The 22113-nt window shown below is 62.6% G+C and carries 18 protein-coding genes; all 18 read right to left on the reverse strand.

Annotation, left to right across the window (positions count from 1 at the left end; genetic code table 11):
• Positions 1-2: 2 nt before the first annotated feature.
• Entirely contained in the window at positions 3-635 is a 633-nt protein-coding gene (locus ACE3OU_RS02750; RefSeq protein ID WP_374240001.1) for a pseudouridine synthase, read from the reverse strand.
• A gap of 19 nt (positions 636-654) precedes the next feature.
• Positions 655-1947 carry a mechanosensitive ion channel family protein gene (locus ACE3OU_RS02755; protein WP_374240002.1) on the reverse strand — a complete coding sequence of 431 codons (1293 nt, stop codon included), beginning with the start codon at positions 1945-1947 and terminating at the stop codon, positions 655-657.
• Positions 1913-2584 carry a phospholipase D family protein gene (locus ACE3OU_RS02760; RefSeq protein WP_374240003.1) on the reverse strand — a complete coding sequence of 224 codons (672 nt, stop codon included), beginning with the start codon at positions 2582-2584 and terminating at the stop codon, positions 1913-1915. The genes ACE3OU_RS02755 and ACE3OU_RS02760 overlap by 35 nt, the downstream gene beginning before the upstream one ends.
• Positions 2584-3843 (reverse strand): RsmB/NOP family class I SAM-dependent RNA methyltransferase, encoded by a 1260-nt coding sequence (locus tag ACE3OU_RS02765; RefSeq protein ID WP_374240004.1) that lies wholly within the window; start codon positions 3841-3843, stop codon positions 2584-2586. Before ACE3OU_RS02765 ends, ACE3OU_RS02760 begins: the two co-directional genes overlap by 1 nt.
• A 150-nt stretch (positions 3844-3993) precedes the next feature.
• Positions 3994-5106, reverse strand: coding sequence for a DUF3108 domain-containing protein (locus ACE3OU_RS02770; RefSeq protein WP_374240005.1), 1113 nt, complete (start codon positions 5104-5106; stop codon positions 3994-3996).
• 12 nt (positions 5107-5118) lie between these two features.
• Positions 5119-5760: a phosphoribosylglycinamide formyltransferase gene (gene purN, locus ACE3OU_RS02775; RefSeq protein ID WP_374240006.1), complete on the reverse strand. Its 642-nt coding sequence runs from the start codon at positions 5758-5760 to the stop codon at positions 5119-5121.
• A 10-nt stretch (positions 5761-5770) separates the two neighbouring features.
• A complete protein-coding gene (locus tag ACE3OU_RS02780) occupies positions 5771-6418 on the reverse strand; it encodes a DedA family protein (RefSeq protein WP_374240007.1) in 648 nt (215 codons plus the stop codon).
• 128 nt (positions 6419-6546) lie between these two features.
• Positions 6547-9231, reverse strand: a complete 2685-nt coding sequence (pepN, locus tag ACE3OU_RS02785; RefSeq protein ID WP_374240008.1) for an aminopeptidase N — start codon at positions 9229-9231, stop codon at positions 6547-6549.
• 240 nt (positions 9232-9471) lie between these two features.
• Positions 9472-10410 carry an NAD-dependent epimerase/dehydratase family protein gene (locus tag ACE3OU_RS02790; RefSeq protein WP_374240009.1) on the reverse strand — a complete coding sequence of 313 codons (939 nt, stop codon included), beginning with the start codon at positions 10408-10410 and terminating at the stop codon, positions 9472-9474.
• Entirely contained in the window at positions 10398-11894 is a 1497-nt protein-coding gene (locus ACE3OU_RS02795; protein WP_374240010.1) for a glycosyltransferase, read from the reverse strand. Before ACE3OU_RS02795 ends, ACE3OU_RS02790 begins: the two co-directional genes overlap by 13 nt.
• A gap of 17 nt (positions 11895-11911) precedes the next feature.
• The gene (locus ACE3OU_RS02800) at positions 11912-12664 is read right to left on the reverse strand and encodes a glycosyltransferase family 2 protein (protein ID WP_374240011.1); all 753 of its coding nucleotides are present in this window, start codon (positions 12662-12664) and stop codon (positions 11912-11914) included.
• 71 nt (positions 12665-12735) lie between these two features.
• A complete protein-coding gene (locus ACE3OU_RS02805; protein WP_374240012.1) occupies positions 12736-13320 on the reverse strand; it encodes an ankyrin repeat domain-containing protein in 585 nt (194 codons plus the stop codon).
• Between the two features lie 17 nt (positions 13321-13337).
• Positions 13338-16481 (reverse strand): methyltransferase domain-containing protein, encoded by a 3144-nt coding sequence (locus ACE3OU_RS02810; RefSeq protein ID WP_374240013.1) that lies wholly within the window; start codon positions 16479-16481, stop codon positions 13338-13340.
• Positions 16482-16539: 58 nt separating this feature from the next.
• Entirely contained in the window at positions 16540-17907 is a 1368-nt protein-coding gene (locus ACE3OU_RS02815) for an ABC transporter ATP-binding protein (RefSeq protein ID WP_374240014.1), read from the reverse strand.
• Positions 17897-18721, reverse strand: coding sequence for an ABC transporter permease (locus ACE3OU_RS02820; protein WP_374240015.1), 825 nt, complete (start codon positions 18719-18721; stop codon positions 17897-17899). The genes ACE3OU_RS02815 and ACE3OU_RS02820 overlap by 11 nt, the downstream gene beginning before the upstream one ends.
• A 101-nt stretch (positions 18722-18822) precedes the next feature.
• On the reverse strand, positions 18823-19725 hold the full coding sequence (locus tag ACE3OU_RS02825) for a glycosyltransferase family 2 protein (protein WP_374240016.1): 903 nt from the start codon (positions 19723-19725) through the stop codon (positions 18823-18825).
• 456 nt (positions 19726-20181) lie between these two features.
• Positions 20182-21579: a glutamate--tRNA ligase gene (gene gltX / locus ACE3OU_RS02830; RefSeq protein ID WP_374240017.1), complete on the reverse strand. Its 1398-nt coding sequence runs from the start codon at positions 21577-21579 to the stop codon at positions 20182-20184.
• A 182-nt stretch (positions 21580-21761) separates the two neighbouring features.
• Positions 21762-22100, reverse strand: coding sequence for a P-II family nitrogen regulator (locus tag ACE3OU_RS02835; RefSeq protein WP_141349134.1), 339 nt, complete (start codon positions 22098-22100; stop codon positions 21762-21764).
• Positions 22101-22113 lie beyond the last annotated feature (13 nt).

The following is a 22113-nucleotide window of genomic DNA, read 5'->3' on the forward strand; positions in this document are numbered from 1 at the left end:
CCTCAGCGCCCCTGGCGCCGCCGGGTGAAGGTGGCGCCGGGCCCAGGCGTGGGCCGCTTCGGCGTGGGCCGGGGCCCGGCGCCGGGAGCTGGCGGCAGCGGGCCGGCCACTTCGCGCCATTCGCCCGGCGCGAGGCCATCGAGCGTCCAGTCGCCCACCCGCACGCGGATCAGGCGCAGGGTCGGAAAGCCGACCTTGGCGGTCATCCGGCGCACCTGGCGGTTCTTGCCCTCCCGCAGCACGAGCTCGATCCAGCTCGTCGGGATGGCCTTGCGCTCACGGATCGGCGGGTTGCGCGGCCACAGCCAGGCGGGCTCGTCCACCCGCCGCGCCGCGCAGGGGCGCGTGACGAAGTCGCCGAGGTCGACGCCGGCCCGCAGGCGCGCCAGGGCCGCCTCGTCGGGGATGCCCTCGACCTGGGCGAGGTAGGTCTTGGGCAGCTTGTGGCGCGGGTCGGCGATGCGCTTCTGCAGCAGGCCGTCGTCGGTGAGGACGAGCAGCCCCTCGCTGTCGGCGTCGAGCCGCCCCGCCGCGTACACGCCGGGCACCGGCAGGCACTCGGCCAGGGTGCGCTGGCCGGGCTCGCCGGTGAACTGGCAGAGCACGTTGAAGGGCTTGTTGAGGAGAATCAGCATTGCGTTTCGCCGGGATGACTCACGCCCCGCCGCCCGCTTCCGCGAGCACCCTCACCTCCCGCTGCGGGAAGGGGATCTCGATGCCCTCCTCCTTGAAGCGGCGCCAGATCTGCATGTTGATCGCCGAGCGGATGCCGAGGGTGCCCTCGGCCGGGTCGCGGATCCAGAAGCCGAGCTGCAGGTTGATGCCGCTGTCGGCGAAGCTCTCGAGGAAGGCACCCGGCGCCGGGTCTTCCATCACCCGGGGCTGGGCCTGGGCGGCCTCGATCATGATGGCCATCGCCTTCTCGAGGTCGGTGGCGTAGCCCACCTGGATGGGCACCGCGACGCGCACCTTGGGGTCGGTGAAGGTCTCGTTCTGCACGATGGAGCCCACCAGGGTCTCGTTGGGGACGATGGACTCGATGCCGGTCATGCCCTTCAGTACCGTGTAGCGGGTGGTGATCTGGCTGACGATGCCGCGCTCGTTGCCCACCGAGATCAGGTTGCCCATGCGGATCGAGCGGTCGAGGAGCAGGATGAAGCCCGACACGTAGTTGGCCGCGATCTTCTGCATGCCGAAGCCGAGGCCGACGCCCAGCGCCCCGCCGAACACCGACAGCGCGGTGAGGTCGATGCCCACCAGGGGCAGGCCGATGGCCACCGCCAGCACCACCAGCAGGCCACGCGAGAGGCGCGTGAACACCAGCTTGAGGTTGCCGTCGAGGCCCTCGGTGCGCATCAGGCGGCTCTCGATGACGCCGGCCACCCACAAGGCCACGAGCACGGTGACGAACACCGTCAGCGCCCCCTGCAGCAGCATCCACAGGTTGACCTTGGCCTTGCCGATCGAGAAGGCCACCTGCTCCATCCCGTCGATCACGGTGGGCAGCACGCCGGTGAGGTGCAGCGCCACCACGCCCCAGGCGCCGAAGGCAAAGGCGCGCTCGAAGGACGCCAGCCAGCCAGCCCGGGGGAAGCTGCGCTTCAGGGCATGCACGGTGAGGCGGATCACCGCCATCGCCAGCAGCAGCGGCACCGCGAGCTTGAGCAGGTTGGTGTGATGCCAGTTGGCGAGCACCAGCCGGGCCACCATCACCAGCCCCAGCGCGGTGAGCGGGAAGACCACCCGGCGCAGCCCCTCTTCCCCGGCCCCGGCGGCAAGGCTCGGGTCGGCCGCGCGCCGGCGGCGCAGCACGGCCTTGACCTGGCGGGTGATCAGCCAGGCGATGAACAGGCACACCGCCAGCACGCCGACCTGCCAGAAAATGGCCGGCTGCTGGACGTCACGCCACAGGTCAATCAGGAGTTCGGCGATCTGATTCTCTTCCATCCGTCTTTCCTCTTCGCGGCGGCAGCTCGTCGAGACTGCGCAGAAGCTGCGCCTCGGCCCGATGCCGCTGCCAGTTGTCGGTGTAGGTCCGCACCAGGGCCGGGTTGCCGCGCAGGATCAGCAGGTTCTCCGCGTTGGCGACCCGCGCCGAGCGGGTGAAGTTGTAGGAACCGGTAGCCACCGCCCCGCGACTGGCCGAGGCCGGGTCGAAGATCATCACCTTGTTGTGGGCGATGTTGTAGCGGGTCTCCACCGCCACCGGGATGCCCGCCTCGAGGAGCTGCGGCAGCACGCTGAGCGACGACGGGCGATTCATCTCGGCGTCGAGCAGCACCTCCACGCGCACGCCGCGCCGGTGGGCGTCGGCCAGGGCGCGGGCGATGGGCTTGCTGGTGAACACATAGGCCTGGACCAGGATGCGCTCGCGGGCCTCGGCGATTGCCGCGATGAGCGCCGCCTCCGGGTCGTTCCAGGGCGAGAAGGCGATCTCGACGCTGCCCCGCGCCGGGACGGTCACCGTGGGCGCCTCGCCCGGGCCAGCCCTGCCCGGGCCAGCCTCCGGCTGCGCCGCCGGGGCGCCGACCGCCGACGCGGCGAGCAGCCCGGCGGCCACCCACCGCCGCACGGCCTGCGGCATCAGGCCTTGCGCTCCAGTACCGCGGCGAAGAAGCCGTCAGTGTCCTGGCCGGCGGGGCTCAGGTGGAGCTGCTCGCCGCAGGCGATGGCGATGCCCTGCTTGGCCAGCACCTCCTCGGCACTCACCGGCGCGAAGGCCGGATTGGCGGCCAGGAAGGCGGCGACGATGGCCCCGTTCTCCTCGGGCAGCAGGCTGCAGGTGGCGTACACCAGGCGGCCGCCCGGCTTCACGAGGCGCGCCGCGCTGGCCAGGATCGCCGCCTGCTTGCCGGTGAGCTCGGCCAGGGCCTCGGGGCTCTGGCGCCACTTGAGGTCGGGGTTGCGGCGCAGGGTGCCGAGGCCGCTGCACGGCGCATCGACGAGCACCCGGTCGATCTTGCCGGCCAGGCGCTTGACCCGCGGGTCGTTCTCACTGGCGATGACCACCGGGTGGATGTTGGAGAGGCCCGAGCGGGCAACCCGCGGCTTGAGCTTGCCGAGCCGCTTGTCGGACACGTCGAAGGCGTACAGGCGGCCGGTGTTGCGCATCAGCGCGCCGAGCAGCAGGGTCTTGCCGCCGGCGCCGGCGCAGAAGTCCACCACCATCTCGCCACGCTTGGGCTGGAGCAGGAAGCCCAGCAGCTGGCTGCCCTCGTCCTGGACCTCGAAGCTGCCGTCGAGGAACAGCGGGTGCTTCTGCAGCGCCGGCTTGCCCTCGAGGCGCACCGCCAGCGGCGAGAAGCGCCCCGGCGCGCAGGCGATGCCGTCGGCCCGGAGCTTTTCGACGAGCGCGTCGCGGTCGATCTTGAGGGGGTTGGCGCGCAGGTCGAGGGGCGCCGGCCGGTTGAGGCTCTGGGCGAGGCGGAGCACCTCTTCGGGGCTCAGAAAGGCCGACAGGCGCTCGGCCAGCCAGTCGGGCAGGTCGGCGGCTTCGGCCAGACCGACCTCGCCCAGCTCACGGCCCTTGATCTCGGTGAAGAAGTCGGTGTCGCGTCCGTGGAAGCCCTCGCCGAGCTGGCGCAGGGTGGTGCCTTCGACCCGGGCCAGCCAAGCCAGCACCAGGTGGCGGGTGGACGCGCGCTCGCCGCACAGGCGCTCGAGGGTGCGCTTGCGGCGCAGCACGCCGTACACAGCCTCGGCGACGAAGGCCCGGTCGCGGGCGCCGAGTTCGCGGAAGTCACGGAAGAAGTGGGACAGCACCGAGTCGGCGGGGTAGTCGAAGCGCAGCACCGAGCGGAGGGCCTGGCTGGCGGACTGGATCTGGGCGGGGGTGATGGTCATGGTACGGATGCTTTCATGCGGGGCAAAGATGCCGGCCCCGGTAAGGTGTGGGGGCGACTTGGGTCGCCCGCGGAAACAGTGTCAAGGCGCCAACCCTGGTCTGGCCGACGGCAGGCGGCCGGAGCCGCCCCCGCGGCGGGAACAGGTGATTCACGGGGCCGTGCGGGCGCCGAGGTCGACGCCGGTGGCCACCTGGTCGAGCACGTCGCCGTTCTTGTCGGTGATCTTGAGGCGCACCGGCAGGTTAGCGTAGTCGCGGGCCAGCCAGATGTCGATCTTCAGCTCGCCCCGGTGGCCGGTGCTGCCCAGATGGTAGGCCGAAACCTTGCCGGCGGGCACGTCGAGTTCCTCGATGCCGAGGTTCTCGATCACCGAGCGCACCGCGCTCTTGCCGGTGACGACCAGCAGCTCGGCCCGCAGCGGGCCCTCGGGCTGGAGGGCCAGGTGATGCATCAGCGAGAGCACGTCCTGGTCGCCCTCGGCAATCGAGAACTCCCGCCGGCGCTCGCCGGCAATCAGCACCACCTTGGCCGACGACCAGTCGAAATCGGCCCGCTCCTTGAGCTGGCCGTCGCGCTCGACGGTGAACTTCTCGGGCTGCAGGCCCCGCGGGCCGAGGCGTCCCTCGCTGCGCTGGACCATCCGGAAGGGCTTCACCAATCCGATCAGACCCGCGGTTTCGATGACGGTTTCCATCGAATAGCGTTCGTCGTCGTGGGTCCAGGCGTGGGTGGTGCGACCGATGATGAAGTTGCGCTCGCCGCGGATCACGTTGTACTGCACCTTGCCGGAGGCCGCCCACATCTCGCTGAGGGTCGGCCCGCGGGCGCGGCCCGCCCTGGCGCCGGCGCCGGCGCCGCCCTCGCCTTTGCCGTTAGCCGGCGGGGCCTCGGCCACCGCGCTCGCGTCGTCGGCGGACGGGGTCGCCTCGCCGGTCTTCGCGTCGCCGCTGCCGGGCCGGGCCTCGGGGGCGAGCTCGGCCACCGGCGCGCTGGCGGCCTCCGGCTCGGCCGGGCGGGCCGGCCGGCGGGGCTGGGGGCGCGGCTTGGGCGGCGGCGCATCGCCGAGCACCACGCGCTTCTCGTCGGCCTGCACCACGGCGGGCCGCGGCAGGGGCGTCAGGCGGGCGTCGAGGGGCGGCAGCACGCTGGCGTTGTCGACCGGCAGCCGCCAGGCCGGGCCGAGCAGGATCGCCAGATGCACCGCCGCCGAGATCGCGACGGCGACGAACAGGCTGAGGTCACGCTTGCGGGTGCCGACCATCGGCGTATGGAATCAGGCCTCGACGGGCGGAACCGTCCAGCCGCGAGGCTCCGCCGGCTCGTCCCGCACGAGGACGCGGCCATTGACGAGGCTCAGGCGCCCCTCGACGAACCAGCGCACGGCCTGGGGATAGATGCGGTGCTCCTGCTCCAGCACCCGGGCAGCCAGCGCCGTCTCGTCGTCGCCGGGCAGCACGGGCACCGCGGCCTGGATCACCACCGGCCCGCAATCGAGGGTCGGCGTGACGAAATGGACGGTGGCCCCATGCACGCGCACCCCGGCCTCGAGGGCCTTGCGGTGGGTGTGCAGGCCCGGGAAGGACGGCAGGAGGCTGGGGTGGATGTTGAGCAGCCGGCCGGCGTAATGCTCGACGAAAGCGTCGGTCAGCACACGCATGAAACCGGCCAGCACCACGAGGTCGGGCCGGTGGGCGTCGATGGCACCAGCCAGCGCGGCGTCAAAGGCTTCGCGGCTGGGATGGGCCTTGTGGTCCACCACCTGGGTGACGATGCCGTGGTCGACGGCAAAGGCCAGGCCCGCCGCGTCGGGGCGGTTGGCGATCACTGCGGAGACCTCGGCGCCCGGGATCTGCGCCCGGATGATGGCCTCCATGTTGCTGCCACGACCGGAAATCAGGATGACGATCTTCTTCATGCTCCCCTCCTCAACCCGCCACCGCCGCCCGGCGGCTCTTCAGCCAGCCGAAGAACACCGGCAGCAGCGAGATGGCGATGATGGCCAGAATCACCGCGGTGAGGTTCTTCTTGACCAGCGGCATGTTGCCGAAACCGTAGCCCAGCCAGGTGAGCGAGAAAATCCAGATGAAGCCCCCCAGAAAGTCCAGCGCCACGAAGCGCGCGTAGGTCATGCGCGCGACGCCGGCGACGAAGGGCGCGAAGGTGCGCAGCAGCGGCAGGAAGCGGGCAATGATGATGGTCTTGCCGCCGTGGGACTCGAAATACGAATGGGTCTTGTCGAAGGCCGCCCGGTTGAAGAAGCGGGAGTTGTCCCAGCGGAAGACCTTGGGCCCGATGTGGTGGCCGATCCAGTAGTTGGTGTTGTCGCCGAGCACCGCCGCGGCGAGCAGCACGGCGCACAGCACCCAGATGTCCATGCCACCGGTGGCCGCCAGCGCCCCGGCCACGAACAGCAGGGAGTCGCCGGGCAGGAAGGGGAACACCACCAGACCGGTCTCGCAGAAGATGATCAGGAACAGGATCGCGTAGATCCAGGTGCCGTACTGGGCCGTGAGAGCCGCCAGATGCACGTCGAGGTGCAGGACGATGTCGATGAATGTGGTGAGGAGTTCCATTGCCGCAGCGCAAAAAATGCAGATACGCGATGATACCGGACAGCGGGCGCGGGCGCGCGCGGCGGGCGACACGGCGCCCGCCATATCCGCCCGTCGTAGGCAGCCCGGCGCGGACCGGGCCCGCGGACTCAGCCCAGCGCCTTGCCGACGATCTCGGCCACGTCGGGCGAGAGGCCCCCGGTGGCGGCCACCTTCTCGAGGGCCGGGCGGATGCGCGCCTGGATCTCGGGGGTGAACTTGCGCCAGCCCTCCAGCGCGCGGGCCATCCGCGCCGCCACCTGGGGGTTGTTGCGGTCGAGGGCGACCACCTGGTCGGCCCAGAAGGCGTAGCCGGCGCCATCGACGCGGTGGAACTCGGCGGGGTTGGCCTTGAAGTAGCCGCCCAGCAGCGCATACACCTTGTTGGGGTTGGAGAGGCTGAAGGCCGGATTGGCCATCAGCGCCCTCACCCGCTCCAGGGTGTCGGGCGCGGCGTCCGACCAGCGCCAGGCGCCGGCCTGCAGCTGGAACCACTTGTCGAGCACCAGCGCGTCGCCCTGGTAGCGCTGGTGGAAGGCCTCCAGCGCCTCGAAGCGGGCCGGGGCGTCGCTCTGCGCCAGGGCCGCCAGCGCACCGTAGCGCTCGGTCATGTTGCCGGCGTGCTCGAACTGCTTGAGCGCCAGGTCGATGGCCGTCGCCCCGCCCCAGGCGGTGAGGTAGCGCAGGCACAGGTTGCGCAGGCTGCGCCGGCCGGCGTCGGCCGGGTGGTAGCGGTATTCGCCTTCGACCTCGAGGTCGAGGTAGCGGCTGAGGAAATCCGCCTGCATCGCATGGGCCAGGCCGCGGGTGAGATGGATCAGCGCGGCGCGCAGCGGCGCCGGGTCGGCCGGCTGCATGCGCTCGAGCAGGTAGGCTTCGGACGGCAGCGCGAGGGTCTCGGCGACGAAGGCCGGGTCGAGGCTGTCGTTGATCAGCAACGCCCGGAAGGCGTGGCCGAAAGCCTGCGGCACCTCCAGCGCGCGGCCGGCGGCGGCATCCGCAGCCAGCGCCAGGATCACCCGCTCCATGTAGCGCTGGGCGGCATCCCAGCGGTTGAAGGGATCGGCGTCGTGGGCCATGCGGAAGGCCAGGCGCTCGTCGCCCTCGGCGATGTCGAGGATCACCGGCGCCGAGAAACCGCGCAGCACCGACGGCACCGGCTCGGCAGAGAGACCGGTGAAGGTCCAGCTGCGGGAGGCCTCCTTGAGCTCGAGCACGCGGGTGGTGTCGCCCGGGCCGGCTTCGCCGTCGAGCACCAGGGGCAGGTCGGCGCCGTCGGGCCCGAGCAGGCCGACCGCCACCGGGATGTGCAGCGGCAGCTTGTCAGGCTGGCCGGCGGTGGGCGGGGTGTGCTGGGAGAGGGTGAGCGTGTAGCGGCCGGCGGCGGCGTCCCAGGCGCCCTCGGCCGTGAGGCGCGGGGTGCCGGCCTGGCTGTACCAGCGCATGAAGAGGTCGAGATCGACGCCGTTGGCCTCCGCCATGCAGCCGACGAAGTCGTCGCAGGTGACCGCCTGGCCGTCGTGGTAGGAGAAGTACAGGTCCATCCCGTTGCGGAAGCCCTCGCGGCCGAGCAGCGTATGCAGCATGCGGATGACCTCGGCGCCCTTCTCATACACCGTGGCGGTATAGAAGTTGTTGATCTCCTGGTAGCTGTCCGGGCGGATCGGGTGGGCCATCGGGCCGGCGTCTTCCGGGAACTGGGCGGCGCGCAGGCCGCGCACGTTGGCGATGCGGGTGACCGCCCGGGCCGAGGCCGCCGCGGCCGGCGAGTCGGAGGCCCGCGCCATCATGTCGGCGGTGAACTGCTGGTCGCGGAAGACCGTGAGGCCCTCCTTCAGGGTGAGCTGGAACCAGTCGCGGCAGGTGACCCGGTTGCCCGTCCAGTTGTGGAAGTATTCGTGGGCGACGACGCTCTCGACGTTTTCAAAGTCCAGGTCGGTGCCGGTGTCGGGGTTGGCCAGCACGTACTTGGTGTTGAAGATGTTGAGGCCCTTGTTCTCCATCGCCCCCATGTTGAAATCCGACACCGCGACGATCATGAAGCGGTCGAGGTCGAGCTCCAGGCCGAAGACCTCCTCGTCCCAGCGCAGGGAATGTACCAGCGAATCCATCGCGTGCGCGACCCGGTCGAGGTCGCGGGCCTCGACCCACACCTGCAGCAGCACCTCGCGGCCCGACATGGTGTCGACCTTGCGCTCCAGCGCCGCAAGGTTCGCCGCGACCAGGGCAAACAGGTAGGACGGCTTGGGGAAGGGGTCTTCCCAGCGGGCGAAGTGGCGGCCGTTGGGCAGCGTGCCGGTTTCGAGCAGGTTGCCGTTGGAGAGCAGCACCGGGCAGGTGGCGGCGTCGGCCTCGAGGCGCACCGTGAAGCGGGCCATCACGTCGGGCCGGTCGGGGAAATAGGTGATGCGCCGGAAGCCCTCCGCCTCGCACTGGGTGAAGAACCCGCAGCGGGACTGGTACAGGCCGGACAGGGTGAGGTTGGCGGACGGGTCGATGCGGGTGACGATCTCGAGGATCACGGAATCGGCGGAGACGTCGATCTCGAGGCCGGAATCCGTCTCGCGGAGCTGCCCAGACGCCGGCGCAGCGCCGTCGATGGTGAGGGAGACGAGCTCAAGGGAGTCACCGAACAGCACGATCGGGCCAGCGGGCGCATCCTCGTTGCGCACGCACTGCAGGCGGCTGGTGACCCGGGTCGCCTGGGGGTCGAGGTGAAAATCGAGGTCGACGGTGGCGACGGTGTAGGCGAGGGGCTGGTAGGCGGAGCGGAGAATGGGGGTGCCGGGGGGCATGGGGATCCTTGGGTGTCAGTGGGAGCGAAGTTACGATGACGCTGGGGCTCGATCGTCTCGAACTCCTGCTTCGCCCAACTTATCTGCACGCTCCGTGTATTCGTCGCTCAGGACGGTAGGATACAAGGGTGAGGAATGTGTTGAATGGGATGCATAAAGACATCCCACTGATGACTGATGGATCCTTGTGCTCAAGAGATGAACTCCTCCGTGCTCAAATCCGTCTCACGCACGCAAGAATTAGGCATCAGGACTGCTGGCAATGTAGTCTTTCATCCAGTCTAGTGTCTGTCGCAGGCCCTCGTGCAGACTGACGCAAGGCGACCACCCCAACTCACCATTGGCACGGGAAATATCCAGGACACTTTTCGGAATGTCGAAACCACGAGGCGGATGATAGATTACTTCGGCCTTCTTACCGGAAAGTTCCTCGATAGCAACAAGGATCTCACGCAATGAAACCCCCTGCCCTGCACCTATATTGAATACGAAATAACGCCCACGGTAAGCTGCTGCAGCTCTCATGGCTGCAACGACATCCTTCACGAATACATAATCCCGAACGACTGAGCCGTCGCCCCACAAGTCAAGAACATGATTTCTCAGGATGCGCCCCGAAAAAACGGCGATCACACCCTGAATAGCGTCAGGTCGTTGCCCTGGCCCGTAGGGATTGGCGATGCGCAACACCACCGAATTAACTCCGTGTAGTTCCCGATAAAGCTGCAGATACTTTTCGATTGCCAGCTTGGTGATGCCATAAGAGCATAAAGGATCGGTAGGATGATCCTCTCTAACCACATCCCCCTTCAAATTACCATACACCGTTCCGCCAGACGAGGTGAAGACGATCCGTACATTGTGACGCCTTGCAGCCTCCAACAGGTGTAGCGAACCTAGCACGTTGCCCGTCACGTCCGAGATGGGATCGTCATTGGACGACTTGGGGACACTTGTAGAGATTAAGTGATAGCAGACCTTGACCCCCTGCAGAATCTCGCCCCACCGAAGTTCCCGCTGAAAATCACCCGCGATGCACTTGAGCTGGGGATGCACTGGCGTAATCAGCTGCAGCGACTCCGCCCGGTCATATGCCAGGACCTCATGACCATTTTCCAGCAAATCATCGACCAAATGCCTGCCAATAAAACCGCATGCCCCAAGCACTAAACAACGCATGATTCGACTCCTCCAGAGCTCCCTTGCTGGGCGTCAGCAAGAGGGGACATATAACCCGGAACCGCAGCCAATGCTTGGGCAAAGGCTAAGTCCGAATGCTCGCTTTTCACATACTCGCGGGCCGCTGCAGCCTTCGCCTCTGCCTGCGCAGGAGAGTCCAGTGCCTCCTCGATTCGGTCGACATAGAGCGCGACGTTTTCAATTTCCGCCACCGGGTAACCGCGTTCCTCGGTCACTATATCGCCGACGCCACCTACGCGAGACGCCACGATAGGGATCGAGGCAAGAGCGGCCGCGATGACCATTGTCGGCGTCCCATCCCATTGAGATGTGTAAAAGAACACTGGAAACTCTGTGAACGGCAGACTCTCGACACCATCGAAACCGCCTTTCATGCGCACGTTCTTCAGTTGCCTGAGACTGTCGACGACTCCAGTTTTATAGTCGAGCATCGCATCGCCATAGACATGGAACTCAACATCGGGCAGTGCCTGTGCAACAGCCAGCAACAGGTCGGGGCGCTTCTGGCGATCGAGTCGTCCAGCCCACAGCACCTTGCGCCCTTGCGGCTTCCGGACCGCCGGGACAGAAAACGATGCATCAACTGGACTCTTCAAAACGCGGAACAGTTCGGGCCGATAACCATAGGTCCTATGAAGCAGTTCAGGAAAAGCATGATTATCGGAAAACACGTTCGTCAGCCGGCGATAACAATCGGGCAAATACTGGCGGGCAAACCCCACAGGCTGACCGTATCGATCGAAATCGTCGCAGTAGATCGATGCAAAGATGCGGGTGCGCTGCGTTATCGCCAGGCCGTAACGGCAGACGACCTCCCAAACGTGTCGGGAATTGATGATGTGCAGGGTGTCAATCTGCAGCTGGACCAACATCCGCACGAGCAGCAGCAGCAGTTCATCATGGGAAATCTCGCCCACGAAGCGCGATGCGTCGGCCACATCGACACCGGCAGGAATCCTCGATAACCACGGCGAGTCGCCAGGCTCGGTCATGATGACCAGAACCTTGCCACCCTGCGTCCGGGCGCTTGCTTCAATGTGCTTTAAGGTCACTAGATCCGCCCCGCCGCGCTTGAGCCAGGGGATCGCGAAGCAATGAGTGTAGTGCTCGGAAGAGCAGCACTCCATCAACTCCCGATATATCTTGCCCGGGCGCGGCATGACGGGAAATGAATAATAACGGCAATTAGCCAGAAACTGATCCGTCGGATACAGAATAGGATCGACATCCCGCGCCAAGTCCCTCATCTCATCCAGGACCCAACCTGGAATCGCGGGCGGCATCCAGACGACGCTCTGCGGAACCGGCCCTATCTCGGACGGTGCCGGGATGTAGGCGCCATACTCGGGAAATAGATATGTCTTGATCCGGTAACTCATCCGAATGTAGTTCTGGCGGAACCGGTTGCCGAAAACAGAGGTGAGCGAACGATCGAGTGCCAGATGCACGAACCGGAGGAACATGAATATACTACGGCGGTTCATAGCGTGTCCTTGATGAGGGCGTTAAGGGCAAAAAGGCGAGTTGGAGGAACAATGGCTCCAAATGCCGTGTCTGAAGTGACACGGCTCACCTTCTTCCGGCGATAAAAGCCCACTGCCCCCCATACCAACCTATGCTCGAACCCAGCGGCAATAATTTCGCAATTCCAATGCCAGTCCTCATAGCCAAACCCGGTTTGAGCAGGACGAGCCTCCGAATAAGGACAGGCCAGATAGACACCACGCTTCGCGAACGTCCATGCGGTCCAGTAGTTCGAAACTAATAACCCATCTTGCTCATAGTACTGACCCGCCTGATCGACCTGCCAACAATATGCTGCTTGCGAGCCAAAATTCACGACGAACTCAGGATGCAAAACAGCGTGGTCGCCATACTCCCTAAGGTAGAACCAGGCGCGCTCGATCCAATTTGTTGAGAAGTAATCGTCACCATCCAGAATGGCCACCGCAGCTCCTCGCGCCGCCTGAATACCTGCGTTGCGAGAGGGGCCAGCATCACGGTAATCCACCTCCACGATCTGGACCTTGCCCGCCGCGGCAGGGTGCGCCATCAGCACGTTCCGCGTCTCGTCGTCCACCGCATCCAGCACCCACACATATTCAGTGGTGATTCCAGCAGCTTCAGCGTATCTACGGCAGCGCTCGATGGAGTTCAGCGTTGAATGCGCAAGCACGCCTTCGCCATGAAAGGTGATCAACAGACTCACATCAACAGCATCATTTCTATTCATTTACCGAATTCTTTCAAGCTTTATCGATCTTTGCGGTCTGTATGCTCACGCCTCCAGGCCGGGCCAGCTGATTATTTGACCATTTTGCTTTCCAGCATGCCGACGAGTTCGGCGTTGTTCTTCGCCTTCGCCAGATCGAGTGCGGTGTAGCCATCAGTCTTCTTGATGCTGAGGTCGGCGCCGGCATCTAGGAGCACCTGGACAAGCTCCTTGTTTTCCTTCCAGACAGCCTCCATCAGCGCAGTGCTGCCCTCGGAGGTCTTGGCATTGATATCAGCTTTTTTTCCCAGGAGAAGCTTCACGACCTCGACCTGTCCTTGAGACGCGGCGCCTATTAGCGGAGTCAGGCCAACCTGTGTCGCAATATTAGGATTGGCATTGTTATTGAGTAGCAACTCGACGACTTCCTTCTTTCCGGCCCATGCCGCAGTGTGAAGCGGAGTATTGCCGGCGTTGTCCTTAGCGTTCGGATCAAGGCCAGCCTTGAGCAGCAATTCGAGGCTGCGCTTATCTCCCTGAGAGGCCGAGTAAGTCAGGCCTTCGGCAGAGACGGACACGCCATTTTTGCTCAGTTCGGCGATTGCATCATCCTTGGCACTGCAACCGGCAAGCCCAAGGAACGCCACGGTAGACAGCAAAAAGATTTTGCTTTTCATTTCATCTCTCCAAAAAATCAAAAAAAGTCAAAAAACCCAAGCTTCCTAGCAAGCTTGAAAAAACGGCTCTGTTTCAGCTGGGCTGCCTTGTCCCGGGCTATTTCTAGGTCGGCGGCAAGGCGGGCGTTGTCCGTGCCCAGCGCCGCCAACCGGCTTCCAGCACCAGCTAGCGCGGCCTCTAGTCTTTCAATCTCCGACCGCTGCACCTCAAGGTGTCGTTGCCGGACATCGAGTTCCATCCCTTGCGATTTCCATTGAGACTCAAGCCATTCCTTACCTGCGGAAAACGCTTCCAGTTCCACATCCTTCGCACGGAGCTGCTCCTGCAATGTCATCCGCTGGTACTCTAACCAATCCTTGTTCGCCGTGAGACTGACCAGTTCGGATTTTGCAGCTTCCCATTGCCCCTCCAGCCAAGCCTTGCCCTCCAGCACGCTTTCGAGTTCGGCAGCCTGGCGCACCAACGCTTGTTGGCCAGCCTCCCACCGGGCCTCCAGCCAGCGCTTGCCCTCCAGCACGCTTTCGAGTTCGGCAGTCTGGCGCATCAACGCTTGTTGGCCAGCCTCCCACTGGGCCTCCAGCCAGCGCTTGCCCTCCAGCACGCTTTCGAGTTCGGCAGTCTGGCGCACCAACGCTTGTTGGCCAGCCTCCCACTGGGCCTCCAGCCAGCGCTTGCCCTCCAGCACCGTTTCGAGTTCGGCAGTCTTATGCGCAAGTGCTTGCTGAGCCACCTCCCATTGGGCCCCTACCCAGAGCTTGCCTTCCTGCACCTGTTCAAGCGCCGCGGACTTCCGTTCGAGGGCATCCTCCAGAGCTCTCCATTGCCCCTCCAACCATGCCTTGCCGGCCTCCAGGGTGGCCACGGCCTGTCGAAGATGCTCCCGCTCCGCTTCCGAGGCCCGCCACTGGGTTTCGAGCCACGCCTTGCCTTCTTCAAGCATTTTCACGGCGTCAAAAGCCTCGGCACTTGCATTGCGCTGACGCAGCAACTCAGCCTGGAGAGACGCAGTCTGCGCCTCCAGCCAATCTTTCGCGCCGGATAGGTGGCTCAGTTCATCGTCGCGAAGCCGAATCTCCTGCTGCAATGCACCCCACTGCTGCTCAAGCCAGCCCCTTCCACGCTCCAGTTGATCAAGTCCGGTCTGCTGCTCCAGAAAATCCCGCCGCAAATCAGCAAGCAAATGCTCGACAGCGGCGAACGACTCCAACCGGAACACACTATCCGCGTGGCATTCATCGTAAAAAATACCCGGGCGCTGGGCTAGATCGCCCGCGTGGGCCGCCGCTGCTACCAACCTTCCGCACAAAGCAAGGGTGACGGCGAGTTCCCGAATCTCGAAAACCGCTGGCCTGGCTTCATAGCCCCGTATCAGTCGCTCCCCCAAGGATTTGCTGCTCTGCTGGAAAGCATCCCACCATATGCGCTCGGCCTCGGCCCCCCGCCCTTGCCCTGCCAGCAGAAGCCCGAGGAGATAAGCCGCCTCTGCAGGCTTAGTGAGCAAGGTGGCGCTGTAATCGGCTACAGGTGCTTTGATCACGCCACCAAAATAACGCTGCGCCATGTCCCGCACGCCCCTCGACAAGGCTAGCAAGCCACCGACGTACATCAACGAAACCCGCCAGCGCAGCACGTTGGGATTGGACTCGTCCACGACATGGGCGAGATAGCCGTCGATACGCTCCAGTAGCTCATTACCCAACGCTTTATCACTATTCGCCAGCGCGCAATAAGCCAGGACGCACAGCGCGGCGCCTCTGTCGGCGGCGCCAGTTTCGGCGTCGTTCCAGACTGCTTCGGCCCAGCGGATGCGAAGGCTCGTGTTCTCGGTGCGCAGCCCGATGGAAACCATCGATCGGATCAGCCATGGATTGGAATAGTCCCGCATGAACGCCAACGCGTTTCCGGCCTCGCGCTGCTCGTCGGCCGAGAAAACGTGCTCGCGGTAGGGCACGCGGCGACCGTCCAATGGACTCTTGGCAGCCACGGCCAGCAACCATTCGGCCTCGATCTCATCCTGATCAACCGGGATATCGGTCAGAGAGCGCGGTCTTTTCAGCCAAATGCAACCTCCTCCCGGTTTCTTGATGCGATCAGCCGTCTGCCCAACCAAGCGCTCAAGGTCAAAATACTGGCTCAGCTCAGCGACAAAGCGTTTTTTGTCATAAACGTGAAAATGGAAGGGATTAGGATCCAGACCCGTTTCGTCGCTCCAATCATGGGGCACACTACAGGTAAGACGCCCCCCCGGGGTAAGCACCCGCTGAAACTCCGCCAGGAGGCGAACGGGATCCTGCACATGCTCGAGGGTTTCAAAGCAAAGGACGTGATCAATAGAATCATCCGGGATGTCAGCAAGGCAATCCGGTAGCATTCCCCGACGGAACGATGTGTTCTCTCCACCAAAATTGAGCTGGGCGTAGTCGATGCCATATTCACTAGCATCGATGCCAATAAAACTACGGGCTCGCGTTTCGCTGCGCGCCACATAAGTACCATAGCCAAGTCCGCACGCGGCATCCAGCACCGCGTCACCCGGGCGGATGAATCTGGCGGCAAAATGATAACGTCCGACGTGCGCATCGGAGCGGCTGCCCGATTCGCGTAGCATATCCATGTGGAGATCACGCTCTTCACGCAATGAGTCCATAGGATAGCGCGACCACGCGTCCGCGGGAACCTTCTCGAGAGGGATGAAAACCCGTTCGCCATCACGCTCGAGAGAGGCGTAATCATTGCTCCGATAATACAGCGGATGCTTCCGAAATCCCGCGTCAAAGCAGACGATCTCCCAGCCCCGACGGGTGCGCAGCGAATCGTCTTCTACTTTGCCGATATCGATGGACAATATCAATGATCGTCGCGTCACACGCTTGATTTCTGCAAGAATGAGAGGGAGCGACTCATCCGAGCAAAACTCGAGCTCGTCAAATAAGACAACCGCATCGAAGCTCTCATCCGCAAACGAAAGACTGCCCGGCGAACCGCGGTCGGAGGCACTCAGCGCATGGCCGCATGCCTCAAGACCCGCCAGGGAGAGGGCGCGCAACAGCCTACCGGGCTCGCTCCCCAAAACAAGCACCTGACACGGGCCGCAAGTAACCGCGATCTGCGTCGCCAAAGCCTTCAAATCGACAATATTTTCGTTCTGCTCAACCGACATCAGAGATTCCCAATACGATTATGCAATTAAAATAAAAAGGCTTACGACCACGCCCGACTCACCAACTTGCCCGCATCTTCAGATCGGTCACGCCACCAAAGAAGTACTCGTCGCGTTTCATCAAAACCTGGAAAAACGCAGCCTCGTCAATCCAGTGGAGAATCCGCTGGGTCATGTAGTCGGGAGTCTCTTCATAAGAAATAGAGCCCTGAACTTCATACAGATTCACGCCCAGAGAGCATTGCATTTCTAGCTCGACATCAAAAATCTCGCCAGATTGCGCCGTGCGGGACCAGAAAAGCTCATCACCACTGTTTCGGGCACGCACAGCCATATCCTGATTGAGCGTACCCCATGAATAAATCTTGACCCCTTCTTTGTTACGGATACGAACGCCGACGTTCAGCTTGTCGATGGCAATCGCCGACTGGCAGGTAATCCTGATCCGGATAATATCTCCAGGATAAAAAACGGTCGCAGGCTCTCCATCTCCCCCATAGATCTCGACCTTGAGGATCTTAGCCTCTCCATCGCCAAACGAAAGTCGATCCGATCTCAAGGTCGCCACTTGTCCGGCATCCTGTGCTTCGGGTGCAGACGCCTCAACCGCGGGTTCAGGCTTGGCGACATTCGTCTGGGCTGCTTTATCGGCAATCCGCTTGGCAATCTCGCCGAAATAGGCTGACTCATCATCATGCAGCTGCCGGCGATACTCAAGAACGACCTCCGATGACGCACCATGTGCTGCCACCAGCCCTTTTTTCAGCAACACGGCACGGTTCGTCAAGGTCCGCACACTTTCCTGATCGTGCGACACGAAAAGCAAAGTGACGCCGTCACTCAATAATCGCTCTATCTTCTGGAAACAGCGCTTCTGGAATAAGGCATCCCCCACAGCGAGCGCCTCGTCGATGATCAGGATGTCGGGCTGGACCTGGACCTGAACGGCAAAAGCCACGCGCAACAACATCCCGCTCGAATAGGTTTTCACTGGCTGATTGAGATAATCTCCCACATCGGCGAAGGCTGCGATGTCGTCGAAAAGCTCATCGATGCGAGAGCGCTCGAATCCGAGCAACGCGCCATTCAGGTAAATATTCTCCCGCCCCGAAAACTCAGGATTGAAGCCAGATCCGAGTTCCAGCAACGCCGCGATACGCCCGTTCGTCTTCACTTCGCCGGAAGTCGGCGCCAGCGTCCCGGTGATGATCTGCAGCAGCGTGCTCTTTCCGCTACCGTTACGCCCGACGATTCCGACCGCCTCACCTTTGCGGACATCGAAGGACACATCCTTGAGAGCCCAATACTCCTTCGCATAACGCCGCGTCCCCATGCTGAGCATCTGAAGGAGACGATCGCGCGGCCGCTCATAGATGGAGTAGCACTTACTAACATTGACAACCGAAACAGCAAGATCAGAGGACATCGGCAAACCCCTTGCGTGTTTTCTGAAACCAGGCGAATCCGAGCCATGCTGAAACCACCCCCAATCCCAGGTTGACAACATAGGTCTGTACATCGGGAATTCGCCCCCAATATATGACGTCTCGTAGCATCTCTATCGAGGCGGTCAGCGGATTCATAAGCAGAATGTCCTGAAACTCCGGAGGCAAGGCCGAAATCGGATAGAAAACTGGTGACATGAACATTAACACGCCAGTCAATACGGTCACCACCTGCGAGACATCCCGAAGATAGACGCCGAGCGATGCCAGCAACCATGACAATCCGAGGGTCAGCAGTACCAAAGGAAAGAACACGAACGGCAACAGCAGCGCAGTGACCGGCGGCACGCCAAAAAAGACAAAATAGAAGACAAACCACACCAGCGTGCTGACCAGACCGTGAAATAAGGCAGCCCCCATTGTCACGACCGGGAGCACCTCCAAAGGGAAGACTATTTTCTTAACGTAATTCGGATTTGAAACTATTAAGGTTGGCGCTCGATTGAGGCATTCGGAAAAAACTCCGTAAGCGATCAAGCCTGCAAACAGAACTAGAGCGAATTCAGTCTTCGACTCACTGGCTACATTCCAGCGGGCCTTAAAAACGACACTAAAGACAAAAGTATAGACAGCAAGCATCAGAATGGGATTGAAGAACGACCACATTACACCCATCACGGACCCGCGGTAACGCCCCAGCACTTCTCTCTGAATGAGAGCTACCAGCAACTCCCGGTTTCGCCAGAATCCATCCAGGGCATTCCAAGGAGAAACGGAAAAATCATTCGATGCCACGTTACTGAAAACTCCAAAACAAAGGGTTCATGGACGACGCGTCAGCCAAGCAAAATGAACGCCGCTGGAAAATGCCAAAATTTCAAATGAGATGAACGAAATCAAAGTTTCCCCAGAAAGGCCGACATATAAAGGGACACGCTACCCACCCATGTCTGACGATACACCCCTGACAACCCTACGCCAACGAGACGCCCAAAAGGTCCTCTTTTCCGACCGTCCACAAACAACTTCAGGCACCTCTCACTCTCAGGAGTCAAGCGACTCCTCAAACGCTCTAAGGAAACGACATTCCGATCAACCCAGCCGCGGTAAACCCCTTTCAGGTGCACATCTCGAATACGCCGAAGCGAAGCGAGCACACCGGCACCTGACCCAATTAAATTCCGATCATGCTGCCTGTAGCGGAGCGATGGGCGTTGGTCGAAATAAATCGCACCCCCACACGCCGCCACGACCAAGTAAACCCACCAGTCGTGCATAACTACATCCAAATCAGGCCCTGCCTCTAGCAACAAATCACGTGCAGCATTGTTGAAGACCATCGTATTTCCGCCGGCAATACTCTGTACAAGTGCATTCTCAAACGCAGGAGTCCGAGCAAAGGGCGGCGAAAAACCAAGCTCCTTCCGATTTGAATCGTCAACCAAAAGCGTCCTGGAACAATATAGCGCTGGCTTCTCCTGATTCAGGCTGCTCAGCCACGCAACAGCTCGCTCCAACTTTTCGCTATCCCAGATATCATCCTGATCCGAAAACGCATAATAATCTGCAGATATTTCATTGTTACACACAAGCGACATGAAGTTTGCGACAACACCACTCCGCCTTCCTCGCAAAATAGATAGCGCAACTCCAAGCTCTGCCTGCCATCGCTCGAGGCAACGCCAGGTTTCATCACCGACGGAATCGTCGGAAACCCACAATTTCCAGCTGGGAAAGCTCTGCGAGCAGATTGACGCAATTTGATCATCAAGAAAGTCATGCCCTTCATACGTGGCCATTAAAATCGCCACCATTTGACGAGACAGAGCAGGGCGAACTGCCGAATAGTTGGGCGGCAAAATGTTCACAGAAGACCCACGCGATTACCCAATTAAGAGCAAACAACACAAAGAAGCGCTGCTAAGAAAAAACCAACACCTCAAAAAATGAAAGCCACTCCCGTCTCTAGACGAAGTACTGGACCAGCGCTCAAAGAGCGCATTACTTTTTATTCTTAATCAGTTCTCCCATCTCGCCGAGCTCACACGAAAATTTTTCAACTAGTATGCAAAACTGGCTTGAACGACAATCCGATCACCACGCCAATTAAAAGACACACGCTCCTGAAACCGCTTTACTAGTCTCTTCAAGCTATAAATCGACACACTCCTGGTACGCACCCCTAAACCAAGATACATGATCAAGAGAGGGAGAGTAGCTTAGCCCGAGAATCAACTGACACCTAATCACACAGTTCAAAACGCACGATGGATGCGAGACACACACACATCCCGCCCCATCACCTCGACCACCCCATCGATCGCCGGCGTCTGCGTCTGCCCGAGCAGCAGCACCCGCAGCGGGATCGCCACCTGGGGCATCTTCATCCCGTGCTCGGCGCAGGTCTCCTTGATCGCCGCCGCGATCGCCGCCTTCTCCCACGCAATCACCTCCAGCTTGCCCTTCAGCGTCGCCAGCGCCGCCCGCGCCGCGTCCGTCAGATGCTGCGCCACCAGCTCCGGCGCCGGGTGCAGGTCGATGTAGAAGGGTTCGGCCGCGTCGGCGAGTTCGTTGAGCGTGCTGACGCGGTCTTTGTACAGGGCGATGATCGCCTCCAGCGACGGGCCGGTCTCGGGGTCGACGCCGCGGGCGGCGAGACGGCGGGAGACATCGGCCGCCAGATGGGCATTGTCGCTCTGCTTGATGTAATGGGCGTTGAGCCAGTTGAGCTTTTCGGTGTTGAACTGGGCGGCCGAAGGAGTGATGTGGTCGAGGTCGAACCACTCCACCAGCTGGGCGCGGCTGAAGATCTCGTCGTCGCCGTGGCTCCAGCCCAGGCGGGCCAGGTAGTTGATGACGGCCTCGGGCAGGTAGCCGTCGTCGTGGTACTGGGTGACGCTCACCGCGCCGTGGCGCTTGGAGAGCTTCTGGCCGTCGTCGCCGAGGATCATCGACAGGTGGGCGTACTGGGGCACCACCGCGCCGAGGGCCTTCAGGATGTTGATCTGGCGCGGGGTGTTGTTGACGTGGTCGTCGCCGCGGATGACCTGGGTGATGCCCATGTCCCAGTCGTCGACGCACACGCAGAAGTTGTAGGTGGGCGTGCCGTCGGCGCGGGCGATGATGAGGTCGTCCAGCTCGGCATTGGCGATCTCGATGCGGCCCTTGACCAGGTCGTCCCAGGCCACCACGCCTTCGGCGGGGTTACGGAAGCGGATCACCGGCGCGACGCCGGCCGGAGGCTCGGGCAGCACCTTGCCCGGCTCGGGGCGCCAGCGGCCGTCGTAGCGGGGCTTCTCGCCGCGGGCGCGCTGGGCCTCGCGCAGGGCGTCGAGCTCTTCGGGCGGCATGTAGCAGGGGTAGGCGGTGCCGGCGACGAGCATTTCCTGGATCACCGCCTTGTAGCGGTCCATGCGCTGCATCTGGTAGAACGGGCCCTCGTCCCAGCCCAGGTCGAGCCAGTTCATGCCGTCGAGGATGGCCTGGACGGCCTCGGGCGTGGAGCGGGCCACGTCGGTGTCTTCGATGCGCAGGATGAACTGGCCGCCATGGCGCCGCGCGTAGGCCCAGGAGAACAGCGCGGTGCGCGCGCCTCCGATGTGCAGGTAACCGGTGGGACTGGGGGCGAAGCGGGTGCGGACGGTAGAAACCATGACGTGAATCCGGAGATGCGTAAAACATCACATTTTACGCATCTCCGCCCCCCAAAAACAAAAAGCCCGCAGGGGCGGGCTTTCTTCAAGGCAGGCCGGCGGGCTCTAGAGGAAACGCAGGGCCGCCCCGAGTTTCCTTGCCCCAAGGGGGCGGGCTGGGCAGAGCCCGGCCCTGGGGGCGCTCAGATCGCCGATTCGTTGGTCTCGCCGGTGCGGATGCGGACGACCTGCTCGACGGGCATGACAAAGATCTTGCCGTCGCCGATCTTGCCGGTGCGGGCGGCCTTGATGATGGCCTCGACGGCCTGGTCCACCACGTCGGTGGCGACGACCACCTCGATCTTCACCTTCGGCAGGAAATCCACCACGTATTCGGCGCCGCGGTAGAGCTCGGTGTGGCCCTTCTGGCGGCCGAAGCCCTTCACCTCGGTCACCGTCAGGCCGGTGATGCCGACTTCGGACAGGGCTTCGCGCACTTCGTCGAGCTTGAAGGGCTTGATCACGGCTTCGATTTTCTTCATCGGGTGTTCTCCT

The organism is Zoogloea sp., assembly GCF_041908905.1.
In the GTDB taxonomy this organism is placed as follows: Bacteria; Pseudomonadota; Gammaproteobacteria; order Burkholderiales; family Rhodocyclaceae; genus Zoogloea.